This window comes from Nocardia sp. NPDC046473 (assembly GCF_040645995.1).
In the GTDB taxonomy this organism is placed as follows: Bacteria; Actinomycetota; Actinomycetes; order Mycobacteriales; family Mycobacteriaceae; genus Nocardia.
Genome location: NZ_JBEYZJ010000007.1, coordinates 53664 through 66322 on the forward strand (window position 1 = coordinate 53664; position 12659 = coordinate 66322).

The following is a 12659-nucleotide window of genomic DNA, read 5'->3' on the forward strand; positions in this document are numbered from 1 at the left end:
GCCGGGCCAGCCGGGCGGCGCCGGTGCGCCGGGCACCACGCCGGAGTCGCCGAGCGCCACCGATACGACGAGTAGCGACACGTCGGGCACCGACACGTCGGGCTCGCAGATCTGACGAGCGGCGGGGAACCGGCAACTTGTCGGTCCCCGCCTCTAAAATCGGACACATGGCATCCCGCCGGAGCTTCGGTGGCATCGAGGTTGAACTCAGCAACCTCGACAAAGTGCTGTATCCGGCCACCGGCACCACCAAAGGCGAAGTCATCGCCTATTACTCGGCCATCGCGCCCGCCATGCTCCCGCATATCGCCGGTCGCCCGGTCACCAGGAAGCGCTGGCCCAACGGGGTAGACGAGCCGTCCTTCTTCGAAAAGAATCTGCCAGCGCACGCGCCGTCCTGGATCGAACGGCACACCATCCAGCATTCCGACCGCAAGGTCACCTATCCGGTGATCGATTCCGAGGCCGGGCTGGCCTGGCTCGGGCAGCAGGCGGCGCTGGAAATCCATGTGCAGCAGTGGCGTTTCGACGGGGACGCGGTGGGTCCGGCGACCAGGCTGGTGTTCGATCTCGATCCGGGGCCCGGCGCCGAACTGGCCGATTGCGCGCGGGTCGCGCTCGCGGTCCGCGACATGGTCGAGGACATCGGCCTGCGCGCGTTCCCGGTTACCAGCGGCAGCAAGGGCATTCATATCTACGTGCCGCTGGAACGCGAGGTGAGCTCGAGCGGCGCGTCCACCGTGGCCAAGCAGGTGGCCACGAATCTCGAACGGCTGCACCCGGATCTGGTCACGGCGACCATGTCGAAATCGGTGCGAGGCGGCAAGATCTTCCTCGACTGGAGCCAGAACAACGCGTCGAAGACGACGATCGCGCCGTACTCGCTGCGCGGGCGCGCGCAACCCAATGCGGCGGCGCCGCGCTCGTGGAAGGAGATCGAGCATCGGAAGAAGCTGCGGCACTTGCGGTTCGACGAGGTCCTGGCCCGCTGGCAGGACGACGGCGACCTGCTCGCCGAGCTCGATCCGCCACTGTCGCAGAGCGCTGCCGGGTCGCCGGAGTCGGGTGCCGACGCGCTGGCCAAGTATCGGTCGATGCGCGACCCGGCGCGTACGCCCGAGCCCGTGCCCGCCGATCGGCCGCAGCCGGGGGAGGGCAATCGCTTCGTCGTGCAGGAACACCATGCGCGACGGCTGCATTGGGATGTGCGGCTGGAGCGCGGCGGCGTGCTGGTGTCCTGGGCGGTGCCGAAAGGGCCGCCGACCAGCACGGATCAGAATCGGCTCGCGGTGCACACCGAGGATCACCCACTGGAGTATCTGGACTTCCATGGCGCCATCCCGAAGGGGCAGTACGGCGCGGGGGAGATGACGATCTGGGATTCCGGCACCTACGAGACCGAGAAGTGGCGCGACGACGAGGTGATCGTCGAATTCCACGGCCAACGGCTCAACGGCCGTTACGCGCTGATCCAGACCAACGGCAACCAGTGGCTGATGCACCTGATGCGCGAACAGCACGACAGTACGAAAGCGCTTGGCACAGAGCCGAACACGCCGTCCGGCCGGATCATCCGGGTGCCGAGCGGACCGTCGCCGTTTCCGCGCGGACTCGCGCCCATGCTCGCCACCCCCGGCGATGTCGCCGACCAGGATGTCGGCGAATGGTGCTTCGAGACGAAGTGGGACGGATTCCGGCTGATCGCCGAAATAGAGTCCGGCACACTGACTTTGCGCAGCCGGGTGGGTAATGTGGTGACCGCCAGGTATCCGGGCATCGCGGCGCTCGCCGACGAATTGGCCGGGCACAGCGTGGTATTGGATGGCGAGGCGGTAGTGTTCGACGATCACGGTGTCGCCAATCTCGGCCTGCTGCAGGCGGATGCGGCGCGCGCGGTGTTCGTCGCCTTCGACGTGCTCTATCTGGACGGCACTTCGCTTGTCCGCAAACGGTATTCGGATCGGCGCCGGGTGCTGGAGGCGCTCGCCGCGACGGTGCCATCGATGATCGTGCCACCTCGGCTGGACGGTTCCGGCGCTGACGCGGTGCGCTACAGCCAGGAGCACGGCATGGAGGGCGTGGTCGCCAAGCGCAAGGACTCGGTATACCTGCCGGGCAAGCGCGGCCACTCCTGGGTGAAGCAGCGCAACTGGCGCACCCAGGAGGTGGTCATCGGCGGCTGGCGGCGCAGCGACGCGCGCAACTTCAAGTCGCTGCTGGTCGGCATCCCATACGAGGGCAGGCTGATCTATGTGGGCCGAGTCGGCACCGGATTCAACGAATCCGATATGCAGGACCTGGCCAAGCGACTGAGCCCGGCAGAGCGCAAGACCAGCCCGTTCGACAACGACCTGACCGCCGAGGAACGCAAGGAAGCGGTCTGGGTGACGCCGAAAATCCATGGCACGGTGCGTTTCATGAACTGGACCGAAACCGGCCGCCTGTGGCACCCGGCTTGGTTGGGCGCCTCGGACTGAGCGGCGGGCGACTCGGTTCCGCCGCGCCTATTACAGTGATCCCCGGCGGGACCGATCTCGAACGAGGAGTACACGGTGGACTTCAAGAACTTGGCGAACAAGGCGCTCGACCTGGCCCAGCAGAACGCGGACAAGGTGGAGACAGTCATCGACAAGGCGGGCGATCTCATCGATCAGAAGACCGACGGCAAGTTCGCCGGTCAGGTCGACTCCGCCCAGGAAGCCGCCAAGAAGGCGCTGCGCCAGGAGAAGTGACCGGGTACCTGGCTGCGGCGGATGGCTCTGGAACTCGACTGCGCCAAGGGCACTTTCGATACTTCGGCCAACCGCCGAAGGACATCCGCGGCGATAGTGCTGACCATGAATGACCGCTGCCGGGCCCGCTGATCTGCCGGTACCGTGAGTGCCCCGAGGCCGGAGCGCATCGGCGGCAGCGTGGCACCCCGCCGTACTCCGTCGCGCCTCGCCGGACAGGGGAGGCCTCCATGTGCAGCATCCACGGAGCGGCCGGGGTCGATTCGCCCGCGCTAATCGTGCGGGTCGGCCGAATGTGTCGTTCCGGCAACAAATTAGGGGTGTCGGCGAAACGGCGAGCGAGTGCCGACCGGTTCGGCCACCGGCAAGGTAGGTTGCCTGCCATGGCGACTCCGGACGGAATCGGTAGGGGGACATCGCTCCTCGGCAGCACGGCAAGATCCGAGACGCCGGTCCGGCGTATCCGCGCGGCGCTAACGCGAGTCGGCTCGTCGGCGGCTGTCGCCGCGACGTTGGTGCTGGCTTCGTCGCTGATCACAGCACCGGCCGCGCACGCTCAGGTGCCACCGCCGGACGCTGATCCGTTCTACGCCGCGCCCGCCGACCTCGCCGCCTATCCCGAGGGCGCGATCGTGGACTCGCGCCAGACCGCGTTGTTCGGTCTGCCGCTGCCGGTTTCGACGTGGCAGGTCAAATACCGCAGCACCGACGCGAGCGGCGCCGCGGTGGCCGACGTGGCCACCGTCATGGTGCCGATGGTGCCGTGGTTCGGGCCGGGCCCGCGGCCGCTGCTGTCGTATCAGATCGCCGAAGACAGCCTCGGCTCCCGCTGTGCGCCGTCGTACGCGCTGCGCGGCGGCGGTGACCCCGGCGGCACCCAGGCGTTGATCGACACCCCGTTCATGGCCGACGCGCTGATCCGCGGCTGGGCCGTGGTGACCAGCGATCACGAGGGCCCGCAGTCGCGGTTCCTCGACGGTGTCAATTCCGGACGCGGCGTGCTCGACGGTATCCGGGCCGCCCGCGACCTGCCTGCCGCCGGCCTCGGCCCGGCGACTCCCCTTGCCGCGTGGGGCTATTCGGGCGGTGCCTTCGCCACCCTGTGGGCCGCGCAGATGCAGCCGCAGTATGCGCCGGACATCCATTTCGCGGGCATCGCCGCCGGTGGTGTTCCGTCGAACTGGCCCGCCATCGCCCAGCACGTCGACGGCACCATGCAGGCGGGCTTGGCCATGCTGATCGTCATCGCGGCCACTCGCGACAACCCGGGCGCCGGGATCTTGGACCTGCTCAACGACCGCGGCCGCGCGATGATCGCCGCCGACCGCGCCGCCTGCGGTCCGGACCTGGTGACGAAGTACATCAACGCCCGCGTCGACGACTACGCCACGGTCCCGAACCTGTTGGGGCAACCCGCCTTCCGTGCGGCGACCGACCCGCACGAACTCGGCGCTCCCGCACCGAACGTGCCGATGTACCTGTACCACAGCACCAGCGACGACGTGGTCCCCGTTGCCGGGTTCACCGACCTGCTCGGCCGGTACTGCGCCCAGGGGGCCGCCATCACCTCCGCGCATTCCGTACTGCCCGGCCACAATCCGACTGCCGTCGGCGAGTCGTTCGGCGCGATGGCCTATCTCGCGGACCGGGTCGCGGGTGTACCGGTCGCCCCCGGCTGTCACGAGCGGTAGCGCCCAGTTCCGAGCGGTCGGTATCCCGATTGTCTTGGCGCACAGACAAAGACGCGGCCCGTACCGAGGATTCGGTACGGGCCGCGCCGGTAGGTGTGCGTCAGTTCTTGGCGCGGCCGGTCTCGTCCATCCACTTGGTCGTCCCCGGCGCCGCGGTGAGCGTGCTGATCAGGTCGATGCCCGCCACGATCAGCGTCGGGCCGCCCGCGACGATGGTGCCGATGATCCCGCCGACGGCGGCCCCCGCCAGCACGCTGGCGATCACGGTCGGTCCACCGAGGATGCCGGTCAGCCCGACCAGGGCGCCGATCGCGGTGCCGATGAAACCACCGATCGCGGTGGCGATGCCGAACGAGGACAGGAACGCGTCCTGCGCGCGCTGGTTCTCGAACGGCGAGGCGATCGGGGTCGCGGTGACCGGACGCGCCTGCGCGACGTCCTTGACCACGGTCAGTTCCAGCACTCGGCCCGCGTCGCTGACCGTGTGCGGCAGCGGGAACTCCAGCCCGTCCTGCCGGAACGTCAGCGGCATGCTGACCACCGTGTTCCCGGCCTGGTCGCGCACGTCGACGACGTTGCCGACCACTTCGAACGATCCGTCGGTCAGCGTGGTGATGATCTTGTCCCCCACCAGTTTTGCCTCATAGCCGATCTCGGGAGTCGACGCCACGGCAGGCTGAGCATAGGCGGTGCCCGCGCCGACCGCGACGGCGGCGACGAGGGGCACGGCTGCCGCGGTGATTTTGCGGAGAATCATTCGGGTGTTCCATTCTTCATCAGGTTTCAAGCATTGGAGAACGCCGCGCACGTCGAATTCCTTTCCCCCACTGTGGTGCGCGGTCGAGATGTGATCCAGAGAACAGCTACTCCGTAGATAACTCTACCTCTAGAAAATAGGTTTAGCCCCTGAAATAGGGGGCATAGGCCCCCTTTGAAGACCGCGAATCCAGTTATAGCAGTTGGCTATTCGGTTCGATTCAGTGCAACACATTGATGGCGCGCGCGATGACCAGTGCCGCCAGAATCAGCGAGATCGCCGACTGCGCCATCATCAACACCTTCGCCCAGCGCGACATCGGCATCACGTCGGTCGGGCTGAACGCCGTTGCGTTGGTGAACGACAGGTACAGGTAGTCCATGAACTGCGGCTCCCAGTCCGGGCTGGTCAGTTCCGGGTTCTGCATCTGGACAAACATGAAGTCCGGCAAGGGCTTTCGGGCATGCGCGCGGGCCGCCGGGCCGCCGCGGTCGAACTCCCAGTAGCCGAGGCCGAACACCACAACATTGGTCAGCCAGACCGCGCCGCCTGACCCGAGCAGCCGGGCCGGATCGTCACTGAGCGTCCCGTCGATCAGTCCGACCACCAGTCGGTCCGCCGAGTACGCCGTCGCCACCGCGAGCAGTCCGACCAGGCCGAGCCCGAGCCAGCGCAGCCAGGTCTCCTCCCGGTCGGCCCGCACCGGGTTCGCGACCACCACGACCACCAAAAGCAGCGCCTCCAGCCCCGGCAGCAACCATCCAGGCTCGGGCAAGAATCGATCCGGCAACATCAATTGCAGCCCAATTATGGCCAGCACGGCGGCGGTCGCCGCCAGCCGCGACTCGCCCGCAGTCCGCCGCTGCCAAGCCGGTACTTCGTCGCCGTCGCCCACCCGGCCAGTATCGTCCGCGACGGTCGGCTCGTGCGTTAGACATGCGGCCTCGGACATTCGTCCTCGCAAGCGCTCCCTGCGGCCTCGGACATTCACCCTCAGCGCATCCCGGCGGCGCTACAGCAGCGACATACCGAGCGCGAAGGCGCCCGCGCACACGGCGACGACGATGACCAGCGCGATAGCATCGCCACGCCCGGGCGAACTGGGGTAGGCGGCGAGCTCACCGGTACCGCCGCGCGCCGTGATCGCCTCACCGAGTTCGCCTGCGCGGCGGGTGGATACGGCCATCGCGGCGGTGAGGATGTCGATGAGCGGGTTCTCGGTGGCGAGGTAGAGCGGGTTGTCCTTGGGGCGCAGCTTGCGGGCCGCGCGCAGCACCCGGATCTCGTCCATCAGCAGCGGCAAACCGCGCAGGGTGAGCGCGACGACGACGGCCCATTCGTCCACCGGCACCCGGAGTTTGCGCAGCGGCGCGCCTAGTTTGGCCAGTGCGGGCGCGATATCGCTCATCGGCGTCGTCCACGCGACGACGAACGACGCGGCCACCATGATCAGCGCGAAGACCACCGTCTGCGCGTAGCGCACCACAGCCTGGGGGCCGACCGGCACGTTGATCGCGCCGGCGAGGATCAGCAACGCCCAGAACCACCACGGCAGCCGCGGCAGGGTGCCGAGCGGCAGCCGGGCGAGCACCCCGATCAGCACCAGGAACACGATCATCACGCCGAGCACCGGCCAGGTCGGCAGGAACATCAGCAGGAAGCTGATCAGGAACGCGCTGATCATCTTGGTGCCCGCCCACAAATTGTGGATCGGGCTCGACACCGGCACCCGCCGAAACAGCACCATGCTCATGATCGGCCTCCGCGCTCGAGCCGCCAGGCGGCGTCTCCCGGCTGCCGCAGCGGTGCGGCAGAATGTGAATCATGCTGATGCGCCGCATCATTGGGGACAGCGGCGGCGTCGGAGGTCGAGTCGGCGGCGAGTAGTCGTCCGGCGCGCAGGTGCACCGTCCGATCGACCACCGCGGCCATGTCCTCCACATCGTGCGAGATGACGATCAGCGTTAATCCGGAATCCCGCAGCCGCGCAAGCAGTTCCACGATATCCGCGCGCCCCTCCGGGTCGAGTCCGGCCAGCGGCTCGTCGAGCACGACCACCTGCGGGTGGCTGGCCACGATCGCGGCGAGCACCACCCGCTTGGCCTGTCCGCCGCTGAGTTCCTCGATGGACCGCGCGGCCAGCGACCGATCCAGGCCGACCGCGTCCAGTGCCCGCCCGACGGCGCCGGACCCGGTGGCCCGCCCGCCCCAGTCCGCGATCTCCGCGCCGACCGTCTGCTTCTGCAGTTGCAGCCGAGAGTGCTGGAACGCCAGCTCGACTCGGCCGATCTGCTTGGTGACCGCCTTACCCGCGAGTTCGCAACGGCCGGAGCTCGGCGCGATCAAACCGGCCATGATCCAGGCCAGGGTGGACTTGCCCGACCCGTTGCCGCCGACGATGAGCAGCGCCTCGCCGCGCCGCACCGTCAGGTCGACCGAGTGCAGCGCCGCTGCCTCCCAAGGTGTTCCGCGGTTGTAGGTGTATCGGACGTCGCGCAATTCGAGGATCGTCTCGCCCATCGGCCTGCGCCGCACATCCCGCACCGGACGCGGCCAGGCGGCCAGCCGCTCGACCGCGCGGCCCTGGGCCAGGTGCACCACCCGGTCCGCCGCGGCCGCATCGGCCTCGTGATGGGTCACCAGCACGACCGCCATCGAATGCCGTTTCGGCAGTGCCGCAAGCAGTTCGACGAGCTCGCGCCGTCCCTCCGGATCGATCATCGAGGTGGCCTCGTCGGCGATGAGCAGCGCGGGCTTCCTGGCAAGCGCCGCGGCGACCGCGAGCCGCTGCTGCTGCCCGCCGGACAGCGTCGCGGTTTCCTTGTCGCCCATGCCGTCCAGGCCCACCTCGCCGAGCAACGCGTCGACCTCGACGTCGGCGGCGAGCTCGGTCGACAGCCCCCACACCACGTCGTCGGCGACGAGCACGCCGAGCGTCTGACTCTCCGGCCGCTGCAACACCAGTGCGGTACCGCCCTGATGCCCGAGTCCCGCGGAGCCTGGCCGTTCGACCGTTCCCGCAGTGGGCGGTAGTCCGGCGAGCAGCCGGGTCAGCGTCGACTTCCCGGAGCCGTTGTGCCCGACGACCGCGACGAATTCGCCGACCTGCACGGTGAGGTCGATCTCGCGTAGCGCGTCGCGCACCGTTCCCGGGTAGCGGAAGGCCGCTGCGCGCAAGGTCACCGGCAGCGGCGCGATCGCGCGATCGTCCGGCGGCGCGTCGAGCCGGTCCTGACCGGGCAGCCAGGTCAGCCGGTCCAGCACCGAGCCGAGCACGAACCAGGAGAAGATCGCGGTCGCCACCATGCCCGACGCGACGCCGCCACCGACCCAGGCCCACCACCAGCGCAGCACCGAATCGGTGAGGTCGGCGGCCGCGCGCCCGAGCGGCTCGAGCTGCTGCTGGCGCGCCGCGAGATCCTGAATACCGCGCGAGGTGTTGCGCAGGGTGTCGAACAGCAGATTCCGCCCCGCGGAGAACAACTGCAGCAGGCCGACCGCGAACCCTGCCCACACCAGGCCTGCGATGGTGGAAAGGCCGAGCACCGAGACGAATCCGCCGCCGCGCCGTTTCGTGGTCCCGATGATGCCCGCGATCGTGGCCGTCGCCATCAGCCCGGTGGTGGCCAGCAGGCCGGTCGCGACAAAGGTGACCACCGTCGCCGCGACCGCGGCGGTGACCAGCGCGCGCAACCGGTAGCGCTGCGCGATCAATCCCATCGGCACCGCGGCCACCAGGTTCAGCGCGGCCGCGAACGGCATGACCGAGCCGACCGTGACCAACCCGACGGTGGCACCGCCCAGCACGGCGCCGACGGCCAGCTCGATCGGTCGTAGCGGCCCGTGTTCGGCCGTTCCGTCAGCTATCGGGCGTCCAGTCACGGCACAAGTCTGCCAGTGTGTGCACTCGGCGCGCCGTCAAGCGGCGCTGCGGCCTCGGACATTCGTCCTCGCAAGCGCTACTAGGTAAGGATGTAGTCATCCGGGTCCAGCCTGCGGATGCGGCGGCGGTAACTGGTCTGCGAGCCCGGCCAGTTGTTGGTGATGCGGCCCGCGGCGTTGCGGTACCAGCTGGAGCAGAAGTTCCAGGGCGTTCGGGCGAGGCGTCGCTGCAGGGCGGTGTTGAACAGTTCTTCCTGGTCGGCGCGGACCTCGAGGGAGTGCCCTCGGTGTTGGGCGAGCAGTTCGACGGCCTGCCTGATGTAGCGGGTCTGCGATTCGATCATGTAGATGATCGAGCCCGCACTGAGATTGGTGTTGGGCCCATAGACAAGGAACAGATTCGGGAAGTCCGGCACCGAGATGCCGTAGTAGGCATGCGCGCCGTCGGTCCACGCGTCGGACAGCTTGTGGCCCGCGCGGCCGTAAATGTTCATCGGCCATAGGAATTCGGTGCCCTTGAACCCGGTGCCGTAGATGATCACGTCCACCTTGTGCACGGTGCCGTCGGCGGTGCGCACGCCCTCGGGCGTCCCCTCCGTGATCGCGGTGGTTTCCACCCGCACGTTCGGCTGTGCCAACGCGGGGTAGTAGTCGTTGGAGAACAGGGCGCGCTTACAGCCGATCGGATAGTCGGGGGTCAACTTGGTCCGCAACGCCGGATCGGCCACCTGTTTGTGCAGATGACGGTCGGCGATCCGCGCCACCAGCCGGGCGATGGCCGGGAATTCGACGAGGCCGAGGGACACGAAATCCGCGATGGCCCACCAGCCGAAGCGCTCGACCAGCAGCGCGCCGGGCAGCCTGGCGAACAGCCGGTGCTGAATCGGCGAGTAGTCGGTGTCGAATTTGGGGATCACCCAGGCCGGGGTGCGCTGGAACAGGGTGAGCTGGGCGACCTTCGGCTGGATCTCCGGGATGTACTGGATGGCGCTGGCGCCGGTGCCGATGCAGGCGACGCGTTTGCCGCTGAGTTCAACTGTGTGGTCCCAGGTGGCGGAGTGGAACGCCGGGCCCGCGAAGGTGTCGAGGCCGGGGATGTTCGGCAGCGCGGGCCGCGACAGCTGGCCGACCGCCGAGATCAGGACGTCCACGGTTCGGGCTGTGCCGTCGGTGGTGCGGATGGTCCACTGCCCGGCCGCGTCGTCGAATTCGGCGTCGGTCACCTCGGCGCCGAACCGGATCGCGTCGAGCACGCCGTTGCGTTCCGCGACACCGCGCAGATAGCCGTGGATGGCGTCGCGGCCGGAGTAGCGCTGCGGCCAGTCCGGTTTCGGCTCGAACGAGAAGGAGTACAGCGGGGACGGCACGTCGCAGGCGGCGCCGGGATAGGTGTTCTCCCGCCACACCCCGCCGAGGTCGGCGGCCCGCTCCAGGATGGTGATGTCGTGGAAACCGTTGCGGCGCAGTTCGATCGCCATGGCGATGCCGCCGAAGCCCGCGCCGATGATGAGGACCGATGGCCGGCTGCCCGTTGTCATGTGATGCTCCTCACAGGACTGAAGATAATTCCACTGTAGGGGGCGTCTGGGTAATCGATCGAGAAATTCGGCCAAAGCGCGCTTGCGAGTCGCGAATGCGCGAGGCCGCATACTGGGCGGCGTGGAGCGGGTGCAGGATCCGGGAATCCGCGACTGGAACTTTCCGCGCGGGATAGCCAGCGTGGCGCTGATGGTCGGCTACGCGGCCGAGCGCGGCGTGCCGGTCGGGCGGATGCTCGCCGGAACGGGATTGTCCGAGCCGGTGCTGCGCGACCCGGACGCGCAGATCGACGCGCACATCGAGCTCACGGTGGTCCGCAATCTGGTGCGGGAACTCGCCGACTGGCCCGCGCTCGGCGTCGAGGTCGGCCGCCGCTATCGAATCACCACCTTCGGCATCTTCGGGTTCGCGTGCGTCAGCAGCCCGACCCTCGGCGAGGCGATCTCGTTCGCGCTGCGTTATCTGGAGTTGAGCTTCACCTTCAGCCTGCCCGTCGCCGAATGGCGCGAGGGGGAGTTCATCGCCTGGGTGCACGACGAGCTGATTCCGGCCGATGTGCGCCAGTTCCTGGTCGAACGTGATGTCACCGCCATGCATCAGGTGATGAGCGATCTGCTCGGCAGGCACCTGCCGCTGGCCAGGGCCGAGTTCCGTTTTCCGGAACCCGATTACGCCGATCGGATCGAAGCGGTCACCGTGGTGCGCCCCAAGTTCGGGCAGCCGCGCAACCTGTTCGCGATCGAGCCCGCGGTGCTGGATCAGCCACTGCCGCAGGCGAATGAGCAGACCTGGGCGATGTGCCTGGCCCAGTGCCGCGACCTGGTGCACCGCCGCCGCGCCCGCACCGGCATCGCCGCGGAGGTGCGCGAACTGCTGGTTCCGGGCGGTGTCGACGGATTCGCCGGGCCGCCCGGAATCGACTCCGTCGCACGCGATCTCAACATGAGCACGCGCACCCTGCGCCGCCATCTCGATGCCGCGGGCACCAGCTATCGCGCGCTGCTCGACGAGGTGCGTCGCGCGCTGGCCGAGGAAATGCTCTCCGCTACACCGCTTTCGGTGAGCGACGTGGCGATCCGGCTCGGCTACGCGGAATCCTCGACGTTCATCTACGCGTTCAAGCGCTGGACCGGCGCGACACCCGCGGCCTATCGCCGCGAGCGGGCCATCCGCCGCTGACCGGCCGCGTTCGGCTCAGCTCGGCAGTGCGCCGAGCCGGCCGCTCATCGGGACGGTGCGGAAATGCGTTGTCAGGCTGTGCTTCTCATCGATCAGATGCAGCGCGACGGCCGGGTCGGGCGCGTAGTCCATCACGTGGTCGGGCAGCTCGAGCTCCCAGACGCCGCCCAGGACCGACGCGGTGCTCGGTGCGACCAGTAGCGGCCGTCCGGCGAATGTCGTTGTCGCCGAGGAATGGGCGTGGCCGGTGAGCACCGCGATGATGCGTTTGTCGCCGGCCACCAGTTCGGCGAACTTCTCCGGCTCCTCGAGCGAGATCTCGTCGACGACCGGGCTGAACAGATACGCGGGCGGATGATGCAGCGCGAGCAGTATCGGCTTGTCCGCCGGGGCGGTGGCCAGCACGCCGTGCAACCAGGTGTACGTCTCGTCGGCGATCCGGCCGCTGTCCGCACCGGGAATGCTCGAATCCAGCAGCGCGACGGTCAGATCCCCGATGCGGTGGGCGTGGTTGATCGGCGCGGTCGAGGCGGATTCGCCGAGCAGCGTGCTGCGGAACGTGGCGCGATCGTCGTGATTGCCGGGGATCGCGTACACCGGAATGTCGATGTCGAACGCGAGTCTGGCCTCGGCGTATTGCTCGGACTTGCCGGAATTGGTGACGTCACCGGTCACCAGGATCGCGTCCGGCTTGCGGCGTAAGCCTGCGAGAAAGGTCATGACCCGCTCGACCCGTTCGGCGTTGCGGGCGCCGAGATCGAAATGTGTGTCGCTGACCTGAGCCACCAGGATCATCGGCATTCGCTTTCTCTGGGGGATCGCTCCGTTGCGTCAGAGTGTGCCCGCCACCCGTGCGCGACACGTACTAAGGCTAGTTGA

Annotated in this window: 10 protein-coding genes; 4 read left to right on the top strand and 6 right to left on the bottom strand. The window is 68.3% G+C overall.

What is annotated here, in order from left to right; translation table 11 throughout:
- The first annotated feature begins 167 nt into the window (after positions 1-167).
- The 3 genes from ABZ942_RS25275 (at position 168) to ABZ942_RS25285 (ending at position 4423) form a co-directional block, all read left to right on the top strand.
- The gene (locus tag ABZ942_RS25275) at positions 168-2477 is read left to right on the top strand and encodes an ATP-dependent DNA ligase (protein ID WP_357386015.1); all 2310 of its coding nucleotides are present in this window, start codon (positions 168-170) and stop codon (positions 2475-2477) included.
- Positions 2478-2552: 75 nt separating this feature from the next.
- Complete coding sequence (locus ABZ942_RS25280) at positions 2553-2732, top strand: antitoxin (protein WP_357386017.1); 180 nt, start codon at positions 2553-2555, stop codon at positions 2730-2732.
- 383 nt (positions 2733-3115) lie between these two features.
- A complete protein-coding gene (locus ABZ942_RS25285; protein WP_357386019.1) occupies positions 3116-4423 on the top strand; it encodes a lipase family protein in 1308 nt (435 codons plus the stop codon).
- Positions 4424-4523: 100 nt separating this feature from the next.
- Here the strand turns inward: ABZ942_RS25285 and ABZ942_RS25290 are convergent, their stop codons facing one another.
- The 5 genes from ABZ942_RS25290 to ABZ942_RS25310 form a co-directional block, all read right to left on the bottom strand.
- Positions 4524-5180 (bottom strand): ammonium transporter, encoded by a 657-nt coding sequence (locus tag ABZ942_RS25290; RefSeq protein ID WP_357386021.1) that lies wholly within the window; start codon positions 5178-5180, stop codon positions 4524-4526.
- A 220-nt stretch (positions 5181-5400) separates the two neighbouring features.
- Positions 5401-6075: a hypothetical protein gene (locus tag ABZ942_RS25295; protein WP_357386023.1), complete on the bottom strand. Its 675-nt coding sequence runs from the start codon at positions 6073-6075 to the stop codon at positions 5401-5403.
- A 117-nt stretch (positions 6076-6192) separates the two neighbouring features.
- Positions 6193-6933, bottom strand: a complete 741-nt coding sequence (locus tag ABZ942_RS25300; RefSeq protein WP_357386025.1) for an energy-coupling factor transporter transmembrane protein EcfT — start codon at positions 6931-6933, stop codon at positions 6193-6195.
- On the bottom strand, positions 6930-9062 hold the full coding sequence (locus ABZ942_RS25305) for an ATP-binding cassette domain-containing protein (protein ID WP_357386027.1): 2133 nt from the start codon (positions 9060-9062) through the stop codon (positions 6930-6932). Before ABZ942_RS25305 ends, ABZ942_RS25300 begins: the two co-directional genes overlap by 4 nt.
- 80 nt (positions 9063-9142) lie before the next feature.
- Positions 9143-10600, bottom strand: a complete 1458-nt coding sequence (locus ABZ942_RS25310) for an NAD(P)/FAD-dependent oxidoreductase (RefSeq protein WP_357386029.1) — start codon at positions 10598-10600, stop codon at positions 9143-9145.
- Positions 10601-10721: 121 nt separating this feature from the next.
- On the opposite strand from ABZ942_RS25310, the gene ABZ942_RS25315 reads away from it, so the two are divergent.
- Positions 10722-11780 carry an AraC family transcriptional regulator gene (locus ABZ942_RS25315; protein WP_357386031.1) on the top strand — a complete coding sequence of 353 codons (1059 nt, stop codon included), beginning with the start codon at positions 10722-10724 and terminating at the stop codon, positions 11778-11780.
- 15 nt (positions 11781-11795) lie between these two features.
- Here the strand turns inward: ABZ942_RS25315 and ABZ942_RS25320 are convergent, their stop codons facing one another.
- Entirely contained in the window at positions 11796-12581 is a 786-nt protein-coding gene (locus ABZ942_RS25320) for a metallophosphoesterase (RefSeq protein WP_357386033.1), read from the bottom strand.
- Positions 12582-12659 lie beyond the last annotated feature (78 nt).

What these genes read in the sequence shown, in the direction of transcription:
- ABZ942_RS25275 (WP_357386015.1), top strand. Translation starts at nt 168, where the DNA reads ATGGCATCCCGCCGGAGCTTCGGTGGCATCGAGGTTGAACTCAGCAAC.
- ABZ942_RS25285 (WP_357386019.1), top strand. Translation starts at nt 3,116, where the DNA reads ATGGCGACTCCGGACGGAATCGGTAGGGGGACATCGCTCCTCGGCAGC.
- ABZ942_RS25290 (WP_357386021.1), bottom strand. Translation starts at nt 5,180, where the DNA reads ATGATTCTCCGCAAAATCACCGCGGCAGCCGTGCCCCTCGTCGCCGCC.
- ABZ942_RS25300 (WP_357386025.1), bottom strand. Translation starts at nt 6,933, where the DNA reads ATGAGCATGGTGCTGTTTCGGCGGGTGCCGGTGTCGAGCCCGATCCAC.
- ABZ942_RS25310 (WP_357386029.1), bottom strand. Translation starts at nt 10,600, where the DNA reads ATGACAACGGGCAGCCGGCCATCGGTCCTCATCATCGGCGCGGGCTTC.
- ABZ942_RS25320 (WP_357386033.1), bottom strand. Translation starts at nt 12,581, where the DNA reads ATGCCGATGATCCTGGTGGCTCAGGTCAGCGACACACATTTCGATCTC.